This window comes from Candidatus Nanohalovita haloferacivicina, from assembly GCF_029232205.1.
In the GTDB taxonomy this organism is placed as follows: Archaea; Nanohalarchaeota; Nanosalinia; order Nanosalinales; family Nanosalinaceae; genus Nanohalovita; species Nanohalovita haloferacivicina.
Window position 1 is genome coordinate 499290 of the sequence record NZ_CP107255.1, and the last position, 18977, is coordinate 518266.

The window sequence follows — 18977 nt, forward strand, 5'->3', positions numbered from 1 at the left end:
TTCTCTTTACATTACTCCTACGTACTGAAGGCCTTGGAAAACACTGTATGAACACACAGCTGAAATTACCGGGGTCAAAATCCAGAAAGTTACCACGTGATGAATAATGTCCGGGTCGAAAAGCTGTTTATCCGGAATATCGTCTTCTGATTCTTCTCCGATCTTCTTGCTGTTTTCATCGGATTTCAGTGCTGCTGTCTTCATTGGCGGGGCCTCTCCCTGAATAGCGTCCTTCACTTTGACTGTTCTTGAGGCTCTTCCCCATCCAAGGCCTGTGATGCACATTGTTGCTGAGATTGCAAGGCTTGCGGGAATCCCCATTTTTGACAGTATTGTGATGATTGATGCTGAGACTGTGGATACGATCAGGGCTGCAAGAAGAGGCATGTCGGTTATTCCTTCTCCGACAGTGTCGAGAGTCTTCCTTGCGATTGTGAATCCTCCGATGCTCATAGCTCCTACCGCGAGAAGAATTCCCATATTCATAGTTACTGGTGTGGTTGGGCTGCTTACAAGAGGAGCTACAGCATTTGCTACATTTGAGGCGCCTGCGGAAAAGGCCATGTAACATGCTATAACAATTACCAGTACGCTGCTTACGAACTCTCCTCTGCTCGTTCCGTCAACAAGCTTGATAGGTACAGGGGAGAACCTGAATTCGAACATTTTTCCATCGCTCTTGTCTATTTTGAACTTCTCATCGAGATGGGTGTACAGATATCTGCCGATAAGGCCTCCCGCCAGAAATGCCACTGCCGGTGCTACAAGCCACCAGGACATGATCTTTCCCATGACGCTCCATCTGATGGTTTCTGTAGCTACTCCGAGGCCTGCTATTGCTCCTACAGCTGTCATTGATGTGGAGGCTGGTACTCCTGAAAGGTTTGAGATCAGCAGGCTGAGGCCTATGAAGAAAAGTATTATTACGGAGGCCATCATGGTGAATTCGGAGGAAGGAACAATCTTGCCCCCCATTGTCGCGATAACGTTTCTGCCTAGTGTCCAGCCTCCCAGCAGGGCGAAGACTGTCATAAGTCCGGCTGCACCGGTTTTTGAAACCAGTTTACTGCCTACAGATGGTCCGAATGCAACTCCTGTCGATGATCCACCGATATTTATTCCTACAAATATTGCAGCAACTACTGCAAATACAACTAAAAGTGTGAAACTCAGTGTTGATCACCCTAGAGGCCCGTTTCTAAACATTCCATCATACATGAGAACCAGTGCGATTGCTGCGCCTGCGCCAAGAGTATAGGCTACAGATATTTTGGTTACAGCTCCAACAGATCCTCCTGCAACCAGACTAGTTGTTATTCCGGCCAATATTTTGTCGTAGTAATCAAGATTTATAGAAAACATAACTACTATTTACCCTGAAAATTCTTAAAGGCAAACGTTGGCCTCATTTTATTTAAGTCCCTTTTCTAGCGTGTCTAATCAATGCGTCGATTCTCTCCTCTGCTCTTGACTCACGGCCTTTTTCAATCAAGCCCTCAACTTCATGAAGGTTGCTGCGGTAGATTCTCTTTTCCTCCTCTTCCATCTTCTTGATTTCATCCTTGAGGATCTCTGTCTTCTCTACAAGACTGTTCTCCTGCAATTTAATGTACAGGATTGCAGAAGTCGCTGACAGAAGCGATCCAATTCCTACCGCAACAAACAGAAGAATCTTCAGATCAAGGCCTCCATTTTTCTCCTGCTGTTTATCTTCTTTAATGTTCTTTTCTTCATTAACTGCTGTTTTTCTGTTCTTCTCAAGGCCTATAGTGTATATTGAGAAGTTTTCAAGTCGGGCCTCTACCACCACGTCCTCCTCTCTTTCAGTCAGTTTGAACTCTTCTCTAACCCAGTCCTTCTTTTTGTGCAGGAGCACGATATCTGTGACGGTTGCATTCCTGTCTTCGAGCCATGATCTCTCTACCGTGAAATTGATGTCCATACTGGTTCTATTCTCAGGTTTGATATCCCAGGACTTGTACACTTCAGAGGCCTCTGTAGTATCTACTTTTTCAACAGGCCTGATCTCCACGTAGGTTTCCTCATCGGTGCTGATTGACTCGATCGAGAGATCTTCTTCCTCAACCTGAACAGGTTCTCTTTCACCGGTTCTGATTACTGTGCTGTTCTGTTCCGTATTATTCTCCTCATTCTCTGTAGTCTGATTTTCATTTTCATCCGTTGAATTTGTGGCTGGAGGTGGTGGTGAAATACTGCCTATAGAGCTGGAATCTGAATTCTCGGAGCTGCCTCCGCTTCCTGAATCCTGATCAGGTTCCTCATAGCTGAAACTGTAGCTCCAGTTTGATTCGTGGCCTACATTGTCGGTGAAAGATCCTTGAATAGTATGATCTCCTGTATCGAGGCCTGTAACTGATACAGATACCGAGCTGTTAGACCATTGAACAGAAGAATTGATTTCCTCTCCATCGAAGAGAATTTTGCTTGATGTGGTGTTCAGGCCTGAGCCAGAGGCCTCTGCAATGTTTGCTGTGAAATCTATGCTATCTGAGTTGACAACTGTGTTTTCTGATGGCTGATAGCTTGTAGGAGCTGGTTTCTCTGAATCAATGCTCAAGTTCAGAACTTCTGTATCCAGGTTTCCTGCGTAGTCATAGCAGGATAGAGTGTGATTCAACTGCCCGTTTTCAGCAAGTTCGATAGTTCCATTAACCTGGCTGACAACTCTTTCATCGTTGTTTGAGATTCTCAGTTCGCTTATATTCCCGAAAGAATCGCTGCACACTGTGGAAACGTTGACACCGTCTTTGTACCAGGTCTTCCATGTTTTATTGCTTTTTATTTCGGTCTGTAAAACTGGCTTAGTGGTGTCTACAGTGAAAGACTTGGAGAGGTTTCTCTGGTTTCCTGCAGAATCCTCTGCAAATACCTGAAGAGAATGAAGGCCTTCAGAAAGGTTTTTCACAGAGATGCCATTGCTCAGGTTTTTCTCTGAGCCATTGTCTATCTTGAAAGTTCCTTCTACAGGTTCAGTACTGTTTAATGAAATTGAAGGATTTGAAGTGCTGAGATTATCGTTATCAGAAATATTTATCGATATGAATGGCCTGGTATTGTCGATCCAGAAATCTCTACTCTCCTCCAGTTTGTTGCCTGCTAGATCGGTGGCTGAATAAGTTATAGAGTACTTACCATCGCTGTAGTTTGATGTGTTAATTGTTGAGTTGAATCCTCCTTTTTTCAAAGTGCTTCCGTTTTCTATAACGTATTCTGAGTTGTTTAGGCCTGAGAGGCTGTCTGATAGAGAGGCTTCGATGTTCTGAAGGCCTGAGATATTTTCATTGTCGCGCGGTGTTGCCTGACTTATTTCTGGGTCTGTCAGGTCGATTGTTATGTTGTCTTTTTTCTTGCTGTATTCTGTATTGGTGTACTGGGCCCGGAATGTGATGTTGTGGACTCCTTCTGTCAGATTGATTGAGGTGTTAGGTGTGAAGGTTGTGTTGGAGTTGCTTATTTCGTATTTCCAGTCGTATATTTTCTGATCAGCGGAAACCTCGAGAGGAACATTGCTGGAATTCTGGTACTGAATATCTTCCAGATTGCTTTCGATTGCTGGTTCTGACACGGACTGCTTCCATGAGATATTCCAGCTTTCAATAGTTGCTGATTCGCTGCCGTTCACAGAGGCCTTAATTATCACTGCATCGGTATCAAGAAGGCATTCATCCACTTTTTCACTCTGTATATCCGAGCATACTGTCTGGTTGGTATCAGCGTCAATCAGGTCTATAGTAGCTGAGCTATTTGTCTGGGCCTGGAATCTGTCCCAGAGAACAAGGTTTTGCGGCCTCAAGGTAAGACTCTTCGCAGTGCCTTCTACTTTGTTGTTGATCAGGGATTTTTTCTGGCCCGGGTTTAGACTGCCTATGTCTCTTTCAGAGGAGTAGTTCCAGTCACCTGAAATGTTTCTATCGAGAGATCGGTCTCTGAAGTAGGCCTCGTGACCTGTTTCCAGTGTGAAGTTGCAGCCAGCGGTTCCTATACTGAGGCAGTCAATAACTTCTCCTTCCGGATTCAAGAGTTTGACGGTTTCTGTCTGGCCTGATGTAGCTATAGAGTTGAAGTCGCTGGATCCTTCGGCCTTGGAGTAAACTTCTCCTGCATCAACTGTCTGATTTCCGAAGACTCCTCCCTGATCTATCAAACCAGAAGTAACTTCGTAGCCTGCGATATTCAGGTTTTCTCTAGTTGATACAACTTCTATACTGTCGTTTGTTCCTCTGAAGTATTCGTTTATCATTAAGGAAGGCTGTTCTGGCTGATCAATCATCAGCTTATTTTCTTTTATCTCTGCATCGCCTGTTATCTTCTGAACTCCTGTCTCGGTCCTGAAGGTGTCCTCCCAGCTGGTTAGATTTTCTACAGTGAAAGAAACTGTCTTTGAATCATTGTTGCCGTAGACATCTCCAGACTTGAGTGTTAAGTTGTTAGCGCCGGGAGCAAATTTGGCCTCTGAAATATTTCCGCAGGACTCCAGATCAAAACTTTTCTCCGAGTTAATAGCGGCCTTACAGTATTCGATTTCAGAAATATCAGTGATTGAATAGTTGAGATCTATGCTGTCTCTGTAGTAGGTAGTGTTTGTAGGACTTTCGATAGTATGTTCTGGAGGCTGTGAATCAACCTTGAGATCTACACTCTTTGTCTTCGTGGTACCTCCCTGTTCAAGGTAGAACTCTACTGAATGAGATCCTTCCGAAAGAGTAACCTGTTTCTGATAATAGTCCGAGTAATTGTTAAGAGACTTGTTAGGGCCTCCGTCGACTGTATACACTGCAGTGTCCAGAACTGCTGTAGAGGAAACGTTAAGCCAGACAGCGTCCGTCGTATAAGTTCTGTTTTCTGGATCTTCAACAGTTACATAGAAATCAAGCTCATTTACAGCGGCCTCCGCATCCAGAAGACCGTAGCCTCCTTCATTCGCTGTCAAACCGATATCCTCGGTAGAATTATACAGAAGATTCTTTATTTCTCCCGGTTTCAGGCCTGGTTCTCTGCTTTCAAGAAGTGCGGCTACACCGCTGACGAAAGGAGTGGCCATTGAAGTACCCTGAAGATACTGGTAGTTTCCGTTGAGAACTGTGGATCTTATAGATGAGCCTGGTGCAGCAATGTCAACTTCAGGCCCCTGGCTGGAATAACCTGCCTGCATATCTGATGAATTTGTTGCAGCTACTGCAATAGCTTCCCTGTATTTTGCAGGGTAGTCCACGCAGTCAGTACAGGGCCCTGCATTTCCTGCCGCCACGACCACGGTAGTACCCTGGTTGTCCGCGTATTCTACTGCGTTTTCCAGAGTTGTAGAACCTGAAGGAGCACCCAAACTTAGAGATGCAATATCCATGTTTTGGTCAGCTGCATAGACTAGCGCGTCTGCAACATTACTCAGTGACCCTGTACCGGTGTAGTCAAGAACCTTGTATCCATGAATCGATGCGTTGGGCGCCACACCAATTATTCCCTGGTTGTTGTCCTCCGCTGCTATAATCCCTCCAACATGCGTCCCGTGCTTCTGATCATCAGTCCAGTTAAAATTACAGGCGTTAGAAGTGTCTGCAGATGAACAAGTAGTCCAGGCCCTGCCACCAGCAATATTATCATTCAGATCCGGGTGATCATCGTCAAGGCCGGTATCAATTACTGCTACATCCACTCCCTCACCTCTAATCCCGTTAGAAACAGGTGAAGATGCATCAATCCTGTTCCAGCCCCATGAAGGGCTCTGTGCCAGGACCTCAACTTCTCCATCCCTCTCAACGTAGCTTATATTATGAGATCGTGCAATATCTCTTATCTCTTTGCCTGTCAAATTCCCTGAAAGCGCTGAGCCTTTTTCTCCGAAACCTATCACCTTAGAGTTGTTAAACTTTTCTGCCTGCGCTGAAACTCTTTCAGACCTTCTCTCCTCAAGCCCTATAATAACATCGTAGTTCTGATTAGATGCAAAAGAAGATATAGCAAGGCCTTTGTATGAATCACCGTTAGCTGCTGTATGTACAGGTTGTGCAGCTGCTAGCGGGAATAAAACACTTATTGCCAGAAGGAGAACAGGCAATTTGGTGACAAGGCCTTTCATTGACAGTTATTGATTCTCTTTACCGGAATAAAAAATGATTGAAGGCCTGACCGGTTTTGCTAGTTTAACTCCGGGGTTTAAGCTGTGAAATCGCTGGACTAGGCCTCGAAGTATTTCAATGAGGTCTGATAAATTATTTTTATTCATGTCATCAGGATCATCCAAGTTTTTGGTACTTGCAGCAGTCCTGATGTTAGCACTTGCACCTGCAGTCGCAGATGATCATGTGAATCAGACAGATGATGATTCAGATGTTCCAGACGACGACTCCGATAGAGAAGAGGAAGACGATGAAGATAGAGATGACGAAGAGGAGGAGTCCGACGAGGAAGAGCGTGAGCAGGAATCCGAGGATTCGGAAGATGACTCCGAGACTGACGGCACTGACGAAAGCACCAACATGACTGTCAGCGAAAGTAATGCAGAGCAGACAGCTCGAGACGCACTTTCAGACAACGACTGGACACTTGAAGAATCCAGCACTCACGAAGACGACGGCTACTACAAGTTCGAGTTCGTGATTGAAGGACAGGATGCTGAAGCAGAAGTCAGGGTAGACGGTTCATCCGGAGAAATCTTCAGATTTGAAGAAGAACTAGAGAACGAGACAGAGGAACAAGAAGAATCTGAAAACGAGTCACAGGCCGAAGAACTTGAGAGAGTCGAAGTCCAGAACATGGAAGAGGCCCGTGAAAGAATCTCAGAGCTCAGAGAAATGGTTATGGATCTGAGACAGGAGATCGCCGAAATGGAGTCAGAAAAAGAATCCGAAGAAGATTCAGAGACAGAAGTAGAAATCGATAGAGACGGCAACGAGACAGAGATCGACGTCGAACAGGAGAACGGTGACACAGAAACAGAGTTCGAAGGAGAAGTTCCTTCCAACGCAACCGCTCCGGAACAAGCCCAGGAAAACATCAACGGAACACCTGGAAACGAACAGGCACAACAGAGAAGGCCTAACTTTGTCTCAAATCTTCTAAGAGGAATCTTTGGCTAACATCTAGGACACAAATTTCTCTTTTTCTTCTATTTTTCCTTAACTGAGAAGAACTACTGCCAGCAGAATAATCAGGAAAACCATGATCATAATCAGAAATCCGGCCAGTATCTCCTTCCATGAAAGATGCATCATAGCGTGATTAAGGTCATCTTCACCGCCGTGCATGAAAGGACATAGGGCCATATACTGTAACTTGTTACTAAAACCTCTAAAAATTCCCGAAGAAAGGTTCGCGATTACCAAAAGAAGTTTTCCGAAAGCCCCGTCCGAGATTTGAACCCGGGACCTCGTCCTTACCAAGGACGCGCTCTACCGCTGAGCCAACGGGGCCTCGTTGTGTATTTGTTTGTTGTCAGGTAGTTTCTTTAAATTATAGAAAATTGTTGGAGGGGGATTGTTGGAGCTTTGAAGAGCTGTGTTTGCAGCTGCCAAGTTGTTTGCTCCTGTTGACCCCGTTGAAAGTTGGTTTGTTAGCCTGCGAACTGGTCGTTCTTCTTTCTGAGGTCTGGGTAGCCGCATTTTCTGCAGCTGGCCTTCTCAGGGTTCTGGGTCTTGTTCTTGGCGTTGCATTTTCTGCATACGTAGATATTCTTGAATACTCTATCTTCGGCCTCGTCAAATCTCTGTGCCATTGTTTTAATTCACCTAACAAGAAAGTCTTTGATTGCAAAATCTTAAGTAGTTGGGACCGTTTCATGGTATTATGCTGCTGGGGGAAGCTTTCTACACGACTTTGTTCACACTTCATGGAAACCCAGCTATCGACAGCTTGATGACTTACTTTGCAGAATACCTTGTACTTTTCGTACCTCTAACACTGGTATACCTCTGGTTCCAGGGCAGAACCGGAGAGGAAGACTCCCTATACTCATTCTATACAGTAGTCGCAGGCCTTGCAGTGTCCTACGGCATGGGCCTGATCTATTCACACGGTAATCCTTCCACGGTTTTCGATACGCTTGTAGCTCAGAAACCTGAGAACGCATTCCCAAGCCAGCACACAACAGTAGTTGTTGCATCGGCCCTTGCATACTTCCGGAGAGATAGAAGAAATCTAGGCCTTTTGATGGCTGTTGCAGCATTTCTTACAGGAATTGCAAGAATCTACATCGGCGAGCACTGGCCTGTAGATATTCTGGGATCGGCGGTTGCTGCTTCGCTGGGCCTTGGAGTAGCTTATCTTTCATGGGATGGGCTTGAACCTGTCTGGACTCCGGCCCTGGATCTGTACGACAGGGTTTTTGACCAGGTAGTAGCCCGTTTGAAAGAGTTAAGATGAATTTCCCACGGCCTTCCCAAAGCTGTATAAAAATTCTTTCAACTACTGTTCTTTCAAGGAGATTACACCAATGCAAGGTGACTATGATCATCCCTCAATCGAGAGGGAACGAAAAAGTTTCAGATAATTCTCAAAACCTTTTAGACAGCTATAGCTCTACCGAACAGGCCTCCTCAACTCAGGGTGGCCGTTTTCACGCCATGCTTTTCCGCAAAAATTGACTCCAAGGGAAGAATCACTATTCCCTCCGAGATCAGGGATAGACTTAATCTGGATGAAGGCCAGAAAGTTTTTCTTTCAGTTCAGGATTCAACTGTTGTCAGGAAAAGCTTTGATTCCCGAGACAAGGCCCTGGATTTTCTTTCAGGCCTGGAGAATGTGGAGGGCTTCAGCTTTGATGGAGAGGTTCTGGAGGTGATTTTCAGTGAGTGACCGGGTTGAATACCTGGACTTTGGTTTCGATCCTTCAGAAACAGAGTACCCTTTGAACGATCAGGGGAATAGGGATGCATTGATCGGCCTGTTTCAGACTGTCTTCACTGAGGAGAATTCTCCTTATGATGAGGACTGGGATTACGAAGTTGTCGATGATTTCCTGGAGTGGACTTCAGAAATGGATTATGAGGGAACGATCGCAGTACTGAATGACGAGCCTATAGGATTCTCCTGGGGCTACAGAGTTGATTCTGACGAAGTTGATGTGGATGAGAAATTCCCGGATGGGTTAGAGGAAGTAAATCCTGATATCTATGACGGCAGCACCTTCATGATCGACGAAGTAGGTGTCAGCCCGGATTACAGAGGCAATGGAATAGGAACTCAGGTAGAGGCCCGTACACTCAGAAAAGCCGCGGAAAGAGATAATCTAGACAGAGCAATGCAGAGAACACAATGGAGCGGAGAAAACAGCGGGAAGCTCTGGCTGGATGGAAGGATGGGCTTCAGCGCGTTCCTTCAGGGAGAAGAAAATGATCCTGTAACTCAGGAAGTAGAGTTTGTTGGAAAACCTGGAAGCGATGAAAGAATCTACCTAGGCCAGGAGTTCTGATGAATCCATGAAAGTAACAGAGAAAGGGCCTGGAAAGGCTGAAGTTGCAGTAGTCTACTGTACGCACGGTGATGAGGTAGCGGGAAAGAAAGCAGTAGAAAAGCTGCTGGATGAAAAACCTGATTTCAGGAAAGGAGTGAAGTTCGTCTTCGCGAACGAGAAGGCCTATGAACAGGGAGAAAGATTCATCGACACTGACTTGAATCGGAGTTTTCCTGGAGATTCTGAAAGCGATAGCTACGAGGAGAGGTTGGCGGCAGAAATGATGCAGGAATTGCAGGAGCCGAAAGTACTGGATCTGCATGAAACCAGGTCCGCTCCCACGCCTTTCGCTCTCTTCACCTGGATGGACGAAGAGACTATGGATACATTGCAGAGTACAGGTGTGGATAAGGCGGTAGAGATTAGTTACACTCCTGGCTGCGGCATCAATCATTATGGAGGTGTTGAAGTAGAGACTGGGCCTCGAGGAAGCCAGGAATCAGCGGAAATGGCCTACCAGGTTTTGAAGGACTTTCTGATTAATGAAGGAGTCCTAGCAGGAGAAGCAAACAAATCGAGGCCAGAGATTTTCAGTGTCTATGATGTGGAAGATAGGCCTGAAGGAGATTGGAATGCTGCGGTTGAGAATTTCCAGGAGGTTTCGAAAGGAGAGACTGTGGCCAAATCCGGTAGTGAGGAAATATTGGCTGACAAGTCTTTTGTCCCGGTACTGTTCGCTGAAAGTTATCCTGATATCTTCGGGTTCAAGGCGGTAAGACTTGAAAAAGTAGAGGAAAGAATCTATCAACAAGAGGTAATCAAAAATGGCAATTAATCTAGAGAGTTTGAAAGGTACCTATGACAGGTATCCTGATGAGTGGGCGACTTGGAAAAAGCTGATGGAGGTAGCAGGTGAGACTGCGGAGGAGTTTGGATTCCGCGAGTTGAATCCTCCAAGTATTGAACGCCAGGAACTGTGGACGGAGAAAGAAGAGGACTCCGTGACCGATGAAATGTATGCTTTCACGGATAAAGGCGACAACAAGATTACACTGGTGCCCGAAGAGACTCCTACACGCGCCCGATTGATTCAGAGAAGGAAGGACCTGAAGACTCCTGTAAAATGGTACAACACCTCCAAGAGATGGAGGTATGAGGATGTGACAAGAGGCCGTGACAGAGAGTTCTTCCAGGGAGACTTCGACATTTTCGGAATCGAGTCTGTAGAGGCCGATGCCGAAGTTATCGCGGCTGCAGCAACGATCTACCAGAAACTGGATCTTGATGACAGGGTAAGATTCCTGATCAACGACAGACAGCTTCTGGAGTCAATCCTTGAATCTCATGGAATTGAAAAAACAGAAGAGGCCATGAAAGTTGTCGATGACAAGGAGAAACTGGATAGAGAAGAGTTTCTCGAAGACCTAATGGACAGAGGCCTTTCACGTGAGGATGCGGAACAGGTTGACGAACTCACCGATATTTCAGGCCCTATCCTCGATCAGATAGATGATCTCAGGGAGAAAGCTCCTGAAGAAGTTCAGAAATCTGTTGACAGAATGGAATCTCTTGGAGAGACCCTGGAAAGTTACGGTGTTGAGTACATGTGCCGTATTGATCTATCAATTGTCAGAGGCCTTGCATACTACACAGGACTTGTGTTCGAGGCCTTCGATTCTGAGGGAGAGCTACGAGCTTTGTTCGGCGGTGGCCGTTACGATGAACTGGTTGGCCAGTTCGGTGATCGGGATGTTCCGGCTGTTGGATTTGCTTTCGGTTACTCGCCTACGATCGAGCTTCTGAAGAAGGAGGATCGGTATCCTCTGAAGGATGTTGAGACAGATGTCTACGTACTCACAGTGTCCGAATCAGTCAGAGACGTGGCCCTTGATTATGCGACCAAGTTGAGGAAGAAAGGCCTATCTGTGGAGACTGACTTGGCCGGAAGAGGTTTCGGCTCACAGTTAGGATACGCTGACGACATGAATGCGAAAAGAGTCTTGATTGTTGGAGAACGTGACTTGGAGAACGATGAGGTTACTATGAAGCATATGGATTCTGGTGAGGAGGAGAATCTAGGTAGGGATGAAGTGCTTGAGCATCTCAGATCAGAGGGCCTCTTCTAGTTTCCTCTTCTTTTCTGTCAAAAATCTCTCCTTCCTCATTTATTACAAAGTTTTTTGCTGTTAGGAGTTCGAACTCTCCTTCTATGCCTGATATTACTGTTTTCAGTGTTTCAGGATCATACTGATCTGATTTAGCGCCGGAGAATACGTACGTTTCCTCTCCTTCTTGAAACTCTGCCATTTTCTGTTCGGGAGAACCTCCTATCTCTCCCGGAGAAATATGTGTGGCGTAGAGGCCATCTTCATGGATTGAAACTGCGCCAACACAGTAGCAGAGTTCTTCCATAGCTACAGCTCCATCGTAGAACCCGCACTGATCGACATCCACATCATAGAAAGAGCCTGAGTAGGCCTCTAAACTTTCAGATTCCTGAATCATGATCCCTGTAACAGGTTCTGCTACAAAATTTAAAAATCGGCAGAACTTAGGCGAACTCTCCAAGGTTCTTCTGCTGTTCTTTTCTTTCCTCCTTGAAAAAGTTGTATTCTCGTACAATCCAGCGGGTAAGAAGATTTACAACAGCATCAATCTGTTTATCACTTAGCTCTGGGCCTGCAGGAATTCTATGAGCTCTGGAAAGCTCTTTTCTGGAAGCTGAGTTGCATGCATGCATGGCCTTGTATACAGGGTTTCCGGCTGACGGCGTCTGATGGCCATCATTATCAGGCTGTTCCCTCAACTTGTTTTCTACAATTCTTCGGGCCTGATCCTTTATCTCAGGGATGCCTAGCTCTTTAATCAGCTGAATATCCTCCTCTGTCAGCCTAGGCCTTGTCTTATCTCTTCCTGGGAGTTTTAACTTTCTCATATTTAAGATAGGCGTTCAAATAATTTAAGCCTGAACTTAGCTAGGCCAGTAGAGATCGGAGTCGAAACTTTTCTCCCTTGTATACCAGGTTGCCAGTGTTGAAGGGATTGAAAGAAAAACCAGTGCCACTGCTGTAAGTTTTATCCAGAGGCCTTGATCGATAATATTGGTTAGAGGACCTACCGCGATCAGGATTCCTCCTACGGATGCAGAAATATCTATCATGTAGTGCATGTACTCTGATTCTCCCTGGAGGAATCCTCCAGAGAAAGTCGATATACCGTACAGAACAAATAGTACCGTGCTCAGAAGGCCAGGATCAGCCCGGTAGCTGTCTGAAATTGACGGTATGTAGAAGGTCAGTGAAATTACAATTATGATAGCTCCAAGAATCATTACAGGAGGATTTATCTGGCCTTCAGAATTGCTCATAGTAAAAATGATGCGCGGAGATGAATAAAAACTTCTTCGCCTATATCTCTATTCTTATAGGCCTGTGATCTGAAAATGTCTCTTCCAGCGTTGTCACGGCCACGTCCAGATTATCTGAGCTGAAGGCCATGTCAAGAGGTTTCTCCGGGCTGTCTGCAGGAAAAGTTTTTCCATCGTGAAAATGTTTGTCGAAGATTTTTCTGGCTGTCTCTATTTCAGAGGCCTTCATGAAGTTGAAGTCTCCAGCTACTATGTATTTTTCTCGCTGTTCTGCGATATTTTTTATCTGCTTCATCTGTTTTCTTCTTACTTTTTTGCCGAATCTTGCCAGATGCACTGAGAAAATGCTTAGAGAGTCTTTCTGGATTTCCTGTACCAGAGACTTCGTTCCTTTATCCAGGTAATGGTTCTCAACTTTTTCTGTCGCGGCCACCATGTTTGACATGTTTCTTGAGAAAGGTGTCCTTGAGAGTACTCCGCTGTACTTTGTTCGCGAGCAACTGTCGAATTTATCTGGAAGAGAGTTCTTCAGGGCCTCGGTGTTAGAATGCCTTGAGCTTCTTATCGAGCCCTGGTCAACTTCCTGTAGAAGAACCGCGTCAGGGCCTTCTCTTTCAATCATTTCTGTGAATTCTTTCCTCGAATTTCTCTGTATCTCGGAATCTCCTATGACTGTTCTCAGTGGGTGCCTGAGATAGTTCGAAAGTCTTCCGCTGTAACCGAGGAAGTATCCTGCGTTCACAGATATTATCTTCACGTGTAACCTAGTTTCCTCCTGATTCGATAAATACAATTTGGGTTAAAAATCTTCTTACACCAGTTTTCTCCATGCCTTACAAAATCGGTTTAGTCGGTAAACCTTCCGTAGGAAAATCCACTTTCTTCAATGCAGCCACAATGAACTCGGTCGATGAAGGAAACTATCCCTTCACAACCATTGATCCCAGTGTTGGAGAGGCCTACGTACGGGTAGAATGTGCAGCACCTGACTTTGACGAAGAATGTGATCCAAGAGTAGGATTCTGTAATCATGGAACCCGTTACGTACCTGTCAAACTTGTGGATGTCGCAGGATTGATTCCCGGAGCTCACGAAGGTAAAGGCCTTGGTAACAAGTTCCTGACCGATCTGAACGAGGCCGATGTACTGATTCATATTGTTGATTTCTCAGGTGAGACAGATATCGAGGGAGAGCCGACTGAGGGCCACGATCCAAGGAAAGATATCGATTTCCTTGAGGAAGAACTTGACATGTGGTACCTTGAGATCCTGGAGAAAGGGATTGAAAGATATAATTCGAAGAGCCGGCAGCAGGACATAAAACTGGAGGAGGAGCTGGCCGAACAGATGTCAGCGTTCAAGACCAACAAGAACGAAATTAAACAGTTAATTTTACAGGAAGGCCTTGAACTGGATCCTGATACATGGGATGATGAGGATAAACATGATCTGGCCCGTTCAATCAGGAAGGAGACCAAGCCAATGATTATTGCGGCCAATAAAATGGATACTGAGAAAGCTCAGAATAACTACGATGAAATTACTTCTGATCCTGAATACGAGCATCTTGACTTTGTGCCGGCCAGTGCTCATGCAGAGAAGGCCTTGAAGAATGCTGCCGAGCAGGATGTAGTTGATTACTATCCTGGAGATGAAGAGTTTGAGATACTAACCGATGATCTTCCGGAAGAGAAGGAGAAAGGCCTTGATCAGATAAGAGAGTTTATGGAGAAGTACGGTGGTACAGGAGTCCAGCAGGCGATGGAATCTGCCTTGTTTGATGAGCTAGGTGTTATGGCTGTCTTCCCTGGCGGTGCTGACGGCCTCGGCGATGAACATGGTAATATCTTGCCGGACTGTTTCCTTGTGCCGGAGAATGCTACTGCAAAGGACTTTGCGTATACTATTCACAGCGATCTAGGCGATGGATTTATTCATGCGGTTGATTGTAGGGAGAACCGTCAGATAGGTGCTGATCACGAGCTTGAGCAGGGCGATGTTATAGAGATTATATCTTCGAACTAGTTCGTCCTCTTTTTGTCTGTTCATTTATTCGAATATCCAGTCTGTCTGGTTGATGAATTTTCCTGCGTCTTGTGTTAGCTGGTCTACTGTTTCGGTGTCTGCGTTTGGGCCTGATGTTGTGGGCATCACGAGCCATGTTGGCTCCATGAATGGTTCTGGAATATCATCTATTTCCTCGTTTACGTATACGGTTACGTTGTATGGGAAGGTGTATCCGTTTTTGATAAGTTCCTCTCCGTTCTTCCGCCAGTTTATTCCGAAGTCTCTGCTGCTGAGGTCGACTGCCAGGATTTCATCTCCAAATTCGTAGTCATCTATGTTTCCGTGGTCTTCTACAAGCCTGTATTTTCTCTGTCGGAATCCTCCGCTTTCATCTCTTTCCTGTACTGTGACCGATCCTTTGATCTGATAGTACTTTGAGAACTGTTCCACTATGCCTTCAAGGTTGTGAAATGTGTCCCAGCTAGTGGAGTAGCCTTCATCATACTGTTGTGCCGTAAGTTCTGTGCCGTTTTTACTGAATGTTCCTACTACCCATTTGTTTCCGTAGTCATCTTCCCCCTGGTTGAAGCTGGTTAGTGATGGTATTTCTGGTTCTTCCATTCAATTCAGGCTTTAATGTTGAAGTAATAAAACATTTACTCGAGTACATGGGTAGTGTGAGGCTTTCAGATATCGAGTATACTTTTGAGGGCGGCGAGCTTCTTGACAGGCTTGATAATCTGCAGGGAGCTATTCTGACTGCTGAACAGGCCGCTGATTCTTCTGATACTCATGTTGATTATGCTCTCGGTTATCTTGAGAGTGCTGAGGAACAGATCGATCAGTTCTTTGCTGATGAAAGAATCAGGTATCCTATTCAGTGTGATATTGTGGATGCGGAGACTGATACTATTCTTGCTGAGGATAGAGAGGGCGAGATCAACATTGATCCGGAAGGTTTTGATCACATGGTTGAGGCCTTGAAGGAGATTGATCCTCACTTGGGCAGTAGAACTCCGGGCGTACTTGATTATGAAACAGCTCCTTCGCCCTGTGCAATCATTGATTTTTCCACAGAATTGATTGAGGCCTATGAGGATATGCAACAGGCCTATGATGCCCTTGAGTCAGCTAGTTAGAGTTTTTTTTTTTTTTGGTTTCCTAGTTTGTGTATCTGTAGATGGTTGCTGTGGCCATGATCAGGATTCCTGCTACTGTTAATGGCATGGCTGGTGTGAATAGTGCTGCTGCGATTCCTGAGATCATTGAGGGTATTGCGTTTGCGAGGGCTCTGACGCTCTGGTTTGTTCCGAGGGCTAGTCCCTGGTCTTTTTCGGATGCGTTGTTTGATACGAGAGTGTTTAGAGCTATCTGTGTGAGTGAGTTATTTACAGAGAATAGTGTTACTGCGGCCATGAAAGGTATGAGGCTTTGTGGTATAGGTTGTAGGAATATGAATAGGCCTGTCAGGAATAGTGTTATTGGCATTACTTTTTCTTCAGGGTATTTTGCAAATATTTTTGGTACTAGGATGGTTTGGCCGAAGATTACCAGTATTCCTATGTATAGGAAGAAGTTTCCTGTGTTGAACTGGGTGAAGTTGAATTTCTGTACCAGGTATACTGGTATGAATGTGGTGAAGAATGCGAATCCTGAGAAGTAGAAGAAGTTGACTCCGAAGAGTTTTTTCAATCCAGGTATCTGGAATCCTTTCTTTAGCTGGGTGAGAGGTTTTTTCCAGTTAATTTTCTTTTCTTCCATGGGGCTTGTTTCGTCAAGTTTGTATCTTGAGTAGATCAGGCTTGCTGTTGAGAGTGTTGCTGCAAAGTAGAATGGTAGAGTGGCGGAGAACCATGGATGGAGATCTGAGGAGAGAAGGCCTCCGAGGAACGGTCCTAGTATGAATCCTGTTCCGAAAGCTGCTCCTATTAGTCCGAAGTTCTTGCTTTTTTCATCTTTGCTGCTGACATCGGCGATAGTGGCCTGCGCTACTGAGATAAGCCCTCCTGTTAGTCCGTTGATTATTCTTGATAGGAAGAGTATTGGTATGCTGGCTGCTATGATTCCGTAGGCGAATATGAGTGTTGAGATTACTGTGCCGGTTATAGATAGCTGGATTACTGTTTTTCTGCCGTAGATATCGCTTACTTCTCCGAGTATAGGTGTTGCTATGAACTGTCCTAGAGGGTACAATCCGATTAGCAGGCCAAGCAGTATGTATCCCATATTGATGGATAGGCCTTCTGGCAGCAAGAAGTATGAGGAGCTTGGTTCTGTGAAGAAAAGAGGTACGATCGGTATAAGTATTCCAAAGCTTATTACTTCAGCTATAACTGTTAAAAACAACGTTCTGAGGGTTTTAGAACTTTCCATAATTTGTATTGATTTAGTTATTGATTAATGTGTTTTTCAAAGTTCTTTTTTCTCCGTACTCTGCAATGCTTTTTCCACTAGTTCATCGATCCCTATTTCCTCTTCCAGCTGTTTGAGGCGGTGTTCTTTCAGTTCCGTGGCCGGGTTTTCTGGTGCCAGTGATCTGCAGGCGGAATTTATCTCTGAGAGCTCGAAGGTTCCTATTTCGCGGGCCTTTTCTGTTATGTCGTTTTTTGAGTCTGTTAGCAGAGGCCTCATCAACGGTTTCTTTATTTCTGAGGATGTGTTTTCCATGTTTCTGGCTGTCTGGCTTGATTTCTGGCCGAGTGATTCTCCTGTTACCAGGCCGCGGAGGCCTTCTTTTTCCGCTATTTTTTCTGCGACTTTGAACATTATTTTTCTGTGGAGTATCATGCGGCCTTTTCCTACTTCCATCAGCTTGTTGTTGACTTCTTCCATGTCGACGATGTAGTAGTTCCATTTCTTTCCTGGATGGTATTCTCTGATCTTGTCGAGCACGGCCTCAAATCTCAGTAGGTGGTCTTCGGCGGCGATTGGTTTGTTGTAGAAGTAAATTGGTGTGATGTCTGCCCCACTTTTCATCATTTTGTAGGTGGCTACTGGTGAGTCGATTCCTCCGCTGACAAGTGAAAGATACTCGTCCTGGGTGCCTACAGGTAGTCCTCCTGGCCCGGAAACTGTTCTGGTGAATAGGAAGGTCTCGTCTTCCTTGACCTCTATGCCCAGCCAGGTTTCAGGGTTGTCAAGATCTACTGATGAGCCTGTGAACTCTTCCACGTGGCTTCCAACTTCTCTATTTATATCCATTGAGGAAATCGGGTTGCTGGCAGTGGTCGCATCTACACCAAATGTCTCCCCGTACTCAAACTTTTCCGAAGCCTTCTTGATTGAATCAATGCTGGAGTCTGTCTTCACTGCGGGTGAGATCGATACTATTCCTGGCAGGTTTTTGAGGGCCTCTACTGTTTCACCGGTGTTTTCTGTCTCTACTATTACCCGGCCTTTTCTCTGAGATATTTTTTCAGTCTCTATTTCTTCGTATTCGAGTTTGTCCTGCACTCTCTGCCTGAGTGTCTGCAGCATCTCTTTCTGTACAGGCCTGGACTTAGTTCCTATTTCTCCGTATCTGATGAGAACCTGGTTTTCCTCTGTCATATTTGAAGAACTAGGTGTTGAAAGTTAAAAAGAAGAAAAAATTGAGGTCGGAGGGTTATCGGAAAAGTCCGGAAAGGAAGTTGAGGAAGCTTGCGATAGGGCCTCTGACTCCTCCAGTATCTCCATCCTGATTATTATTGTTGTTGCCGGAGTTCTCTGTGTAGTCTGGATGTGTGAATGTGTCTACTGTTTCTCCGTCGTGTGTGATTGTCAGTTTGTAAGGTTGTTCTGCCTGGAAGCTGGCCTGATAGCTGTGGTATGTGATTGGCTGGATGCATGCTCCATCTTCTTCCTGTGATACGATGTCAAATGTGTACTGGTTTTCTCCAGTTTCGTTGACCGAGTGTTTGACGTTGAAGCAGGCATCATTGGTTTCGATGCTTCCATTGAATCTGTAGGTCATGTTGTCCTGACTGGAGTTGATAACTCCTGTCTGGTTATTGTAGTTAGATCCTGTCACCGAGAAATGTGTGCTGTACTCTGTGCCGTTAGGCCCGACAGACGTAGTGCTTGATGCTGATGATCCCGTACTTGTGATCGCGTATTCTCCATCTGATGCGTTTGGGCCTCCGACTACGGATGTTGCGAGGCCTGTTGCGAATAGTAGTATTGTTGCCGTGAGTAGTGCTTTAGTTTTCATACTTG

At 45.3% G+C, this 18977-nt stretch carries 21 protein-coding genes and 1 tRNA gene; 8 read left to right on the forward strand and 14 right to left on the reverse strand.

Features of this window, described 5'->3' with window-relative positions:
- Positions 1-6 precede the first annotated feature (6 nt).
- From HBNXNv_RS02760 to HBNXNv_RS02770, 3 genes are read right to left on the reverse strand one after another with little or no spacing between them, the layout of a single operon-like run.
- Positions 7-1173 carry an inorganic phosphate transporter gene (locus tag HBNXNv_RS02760; protein ID WP_347721346.1) on the reverse strand — a complete coding sequence of 389 codons (1167 nt, stop codon included), beginning with the start codon at positions 1171-1173 and terminating at the stop codon, positions 7-9.
- 6 nt (positions 1174-1179) lie between these two features.
- Entirely contained in the window at positions 1180-1362 is a 183-nt protein-coding gene (locus tag HBNXNv_RS02765) for a DUF8015 family protein (protein ID WP_347721314.1), read from the reverse strand.
- Between the two features lie 52 nt (positions 1363-1414).
- Entirely contained in the window at positions 1415-6097 is a 4683-nt protein-coding gene (locus HBNXNv_RS02770) for a S8 family serine peptidase (protein ID WP_347721315.1), read from the reverse strand.
- Between the two features lie 145 nt (positions 6098-6242).
- On the opposite strand from HBNXNv_RS02770, the gene HBNXNv_RS02775 reads away from it, so the two are divergent.
- A complete protein-coding gene (locus tag HBNXNv_RS02775) occupies positions 6243-7097 on the forward strand; it encodes a hypothetical protein (RefSeq protein WP_347721316.1) in 855 nt (284 codons plus the stop codon).
- A 39-nt stretch (positions 7098-7136) separates the two neighbouring features.
- Here HBNXNv_RS02775 and HBNXNv_RS02780 read toward each other — a convergent pair whose 3' ends face one another.
- The 3 genes from HBNXNv_RS02780 to rpl40e all read right to left on the reverse strand — a co-directional run bounded on the left by HBNXNv_RS02780 (position 7137) and on the right by rpl40e (position 7732).
- The gene (locus HBNXNv_RS02780; protein ID WP_347721317.1) at positions 7137-7283 is read right to left on the reverse strand and encodes a hypothetical protein; all 147 of its coding nucleotides are present in this window, start codon (positions 7281-7283) and stop codon (positions 7137-7139) included.
- Positions 7284-7358: 75 nt separating this feature from the next.
- A tRNA-Thr gene (locus tag HBNXNv_RS02785) sits at positions 7359-7430 on the reverse strand.
- 140 nt (positions 7431-7570) lie between these two features.
- Positions 7571-7732 (reverse strand): 50S ribosomal protein L40e, encoded by a 162-nt coding sequence (rpl40e, locus tag HBNXNv_RS02790; protein WP_347721318.1) that lies wholly within the window; start codon positions 7730-7732, stop codon positions 7571-7573.
- Positions 7733-7803: 71 nt separating this feature from the next.
- Between rpl40e and HBNXNv_RS02795 the strand changes: the two genes are divergently transcribed.
- The 5 genes from HBNXNv_RS02795 (at position 7804) to hisS (ending at position 11535) form a co-directional block, all read left to right on the forward strand.
- Positions 7804-8379 carry an undecaprenyl-diphosphatase gene (locus tag HBNXNv_RS02795; protein ID WP_347721319.1) on the forward strand — a complete coding sequence of 192 codons (576 nt, stop codon included), beginning with the start codon at positions 7804-7806 and terminating at the stop codon, positions 8377-8379.
- A 183-nt stretch (positions 8380-8562) separates the two neighbouring features.
- Positions 8563-8811 (forward strand): AbrB/MazE/SpoVT family DNA-binding domain-containing protein, encoded by a 249-nt coding sequence (locus HBNXNv_RS02800; RefSeq protein WP_347721320.1) that lies wholly within the window; start codon positions 8563-8565, stop codon positions 8809-8811.
- The gene (locus HBNXNv_RS02805) at positions 8804-9427 is read left to right on the forward strand and encodes a GNAT family N-acetyltransferase (RefSeq protein ID WP_347721321.1); all 624 of its coding nucleotides are present in this window, start codon (positions 8804-8806) and stop codon (positions 9425-9427) included. The genes HBNXNv_RS02800 and HBNXNv_RS02805 overlap by 8 nt, the downstream gene beginning before the upstream one ends.
- A gap of 7 nt (positions 9428-9434) precedes the next feature.
- A complete protein-coding gene (locus HBNXNv_RS02810) occupies positions 9435-10244 on the forward strand; it encodes a M14 family metallopeptidase (protein WP_347721322.1) in 810 nt (269 codons plus the stop codon).
- Positions 10234-11535 carry a histidine--tRNA ligase gene (gene hisS / locus HBNXNv_RS02815; protein WP_347721323.1) on the forward strand — a complete coding sequence of 434 codons (1302 nt, stop codon included), beginning with the start codon at positions 10234-10236 and terminating at the stop codon, positions 11533-11535. Before HBNXNv_RS02810 ends, hisS begins: the two co-directional genes overlap by 11 nt.
- On the opposite strand, the gene HBNXNv_RS02820 is transcribed toward hisS, so the two are convergent.
- Genes HBNXNv_RS02820 through HBNXNv_RS02835 form a run of 4 tightly spaced genes read right to left on the reverse strand, consistent with a single transcriptional unit; the run spans position 11513 to position 13518 of the window.
- Complete coding sequence (locus HBNXNv_RS02820; RefSeq protein WP_347721324.1) at positions 11513-11914, reverse strand: hypothetical protein; 402 nt, start codon at positions 11912-11914, stop codon at positions 11513-11515. The two genes, hisS and HBNXNv_RS02820, sit on opposite strands and share 23 nt — an antisense overlap.
- A 46-nt stretch (positions 11915-11960) precedes the next feature.
- Positions 11961-12344: a DUF4186 family protein gene (locus HBNXNv_RS02825; protein ID WP_347721325.1), complete on the reverse strand. Its 384-nt coding sequence runs from the start codon at positions 12342-12344 to the stop codon at positions 11961-11963.
- A gap of 36 nt (positions 12345-12380) precedes the next feature.
- On the reverse strand, positions 12381-12776 hold the full coding sequence (locus HBNXNv_RS02830; RefSeq protein ID WP_347721326.1) for a hypothetical protein: 396 nt from the start codon (positions 12774-12776) through the stop codon (positions 12381-12383).
- A 40-nt stretch (positions 12777-12816) separates the two neighbouring features.
- On the reverse strand, positions 12817-13518 hold the full coding sequence (locus HBNXNv_RS02835) for an endonuclease/exonuclease/phosphatase family protein (protein ID WP_347721327.1): 702 nt from the start codon (positions 13516-13518) through the stop codon (positions 12817-12819).
- Between the two features lie 86 nt (positions 13519-13604).
- Between HBNXNv_RS02835 and HBNXNv_RS02840 the strand changes: the two genes are divergently transcribed.
- The gene (locus HBNXNv_RS02840) at positions 13605-14801 is read left to right on the forward strand and encodes a redox-regulated ATPase YchF (RefSeq protein WP_347721328.1); all 1197 of its coding nucleotides are present in this window, start codon (positions 13605-13607) and stop codon (positions 14799-14801) included.
- A 24-nt stretch (positions 14802-14825) separates the two neighbouring features.
- Here HBNXNv_RS02840 and HBNXNv_RS02845 read toward each other — a convergent pair whose 3' ends face one another.
- Positions 14826-15404, reverse strand: coding sequence for a hypothetical protein (locus tag HBNXNv_RS02845; RefSeq protein WP_347721329.1), 579 nt, complete (start codon positions 15402-15404; stop codon positions 14826-14828).
- A 56-nt stretch (positions 15405-15460) separates the two neighbouring features.
- Here HBNXNv_RS02845 and HBNXNv_RS02850 point away from each other — a divergent pair, with 56 nt between their 5' ends.
- Positions 15461-15922 carry a hypothetical protein gene (locus HBNXNv_RS02850; protein ID WP_347721330.1) on the forward strand — a complete coding sequence of 154 codons (462 nt, stop codon included), beginning with the start codon at positions 15461-15463 and terminating at the stop codon, positions 15920-15922.
- A 22-nt stretch (positions 15923-15944) separates the two neighbouring features.
- Here HBNXNv_RS02850 and HBNXNv_RS02855 read toward each other — a convergent pair whose 3' ends face one another.
- Genes HBNXNv_RS02855 through HBNXNv_RS02865 form a run of 3 tightly spaced genes read right to left on the reverse strand, consistent with a single transcriptional unit; the run spans position 15945 to position 18972 of the window.
- Positions 15945-17156 (reverse strand): MFS transporter, encoded by a 1212-nt coding sequence (locus tag HBNXNv_RS02855; protein ID WP_347721331.1) that lies wholly within the window; start codon positions 17154-17156, stop codon positions 15945-15947.
- 36 nt (positions 17157-17192) lie between these two features.
- On the reverse strand, positions 17193-18332 hold the full coding sequence (thiI, locus tag HBNXNv_RS02860; protein ID WP_347721332.1) for a tRNA uracil 4-sulfurtransferase ThiI: 1140 nt from the start codon (positions 18330-18332) through the stop codon (positions 17193-17195).
- Positions 18333-18387: 55 nt separating this feature from the next.
- Complete coding sequence (locus HBNXNv_RS02865; RefSeq protein ID WP_347721333.1) at positions 18388-18972, reverse strand: hypothetical protein; 585 nt, start codon at positions 18970-18972, stop codon at positions 18388-18390.
- Positions 18973-18977: the final 5 nt, after the last annotated feature.

Bases quoted from the DNA above. Each gene is read 5' to 3' on its own strand.
- HBNXNv_RS02765 (WP_347721314.1), bottom strand. From the start codon at position 1,362: ATGTTTTCTATAAATCTTGATTACTACGACAAAATATTGGCCGGAATA.
- HBNXNv_RS02770 (WP_347721315.1), bottom strand. From the start codon at position 6,097: ATGAAAGGCCTTGTCACCAAATTGCCTGTTCTCCTTCTGGCAATAAGT.
- HBNXNv_RS02775 (WP_347721316.1), top strand. From the start codon at position 6,243: ATGTCATCAGGATCATCCAAGTTTTTGGTACTTGCAGCAGTCCTGATG.
- HBNXNv_RS02780 (WP_347721317.1), bottom strand. From the start codon at position 7,283: ATGGCCCTATGTCCTTTCATGCACGGCGGTGAAGATGACCTTAATCAC.
- rpl40e (WP_347721318.1), bottom strand. From the start codon at position 7,732: ATGGCACAGAGATTTGACGAGGCCGAAGATAGAGTATTCAAGAATATC.
- HBNXNv_RS02795 (WP_347721319.1), top strand. From the start codon at position 7,804: ATGCTGCTGGGGGAAGCTTTCTACACGACTTTGTTCACACTTCATGGA.
- HBNXNv_RS02810 (WP_347721322.1), top strand. From the start codon at position 9,435: ATGAAAGTAACAGAGAAAGGGCCTGGAAAGGCTGAAGTTGCAGTAGTC.
- hisS (WP_347721323.1), top strand. From the start codon at position 10,234: ATGGCAATTAATCTAGAGAGTTTGAAAGGTACCTATGACAGGTATCCT.
- HBNXNv_RS02820 (WP_347721324.1), bottom strand. From the start codon at position 11,914: ATGATTCAGGAATCTGAAAGTTTAGAGGCCTACTCAGGCTCTTTCTAT.
- HBNXNv_RS02825 (WP_347721325.1), bottom strand. From the start codon at position 12,344: ATGAGAAAGTTAAAACTCCCAGGAAGAGATAAGACAAGGCCTAGGCTG.
- HBNXNv_RS02830 (WP_347721326.1), bottom strand. From the start codon at position 12,776: ATGAGCAATTCTGAAGGCCAGATAAATCCTCCTGTAATGATTCTTGGA.
- HBNXNv_RS02840 (WP_347721328.1), top strand. From the start codon at position 13,605: ATGCCTTACAAAATCGGTTTAGTCGGTAAACCTTCCGTAGGAAAATCC.
- HBNXNv_RS02845 (WP_347721329.1), bottom strand. From the start codon at position 15,404: ATGGAAGAACCAGAAATACCATCACTAACCAGCTTCAACCAGGGGGAA.
- HBNXNv_RS02855 (WP_347721331.1), bottom strand. From the start codon at position 17,156: ATGGAAAGTTCTAAAACCCTCAGAACGTTGTTTTTAACAGTTATAGCT.
- thiI (WP_347721332.1), bottom strand. From the start codon at position 18,332: ATGACAGAGGAAAACCAGGTTCTCATCAGATACGGAGAAATAGGAACT.
- HBNXNv_RS02865 (WP_347721333.1), bottom strand. From the start codon at position 18,972: ATGAAAACTAAAGCACTACTCACGGCAACAATACTACTATTCGCAACA.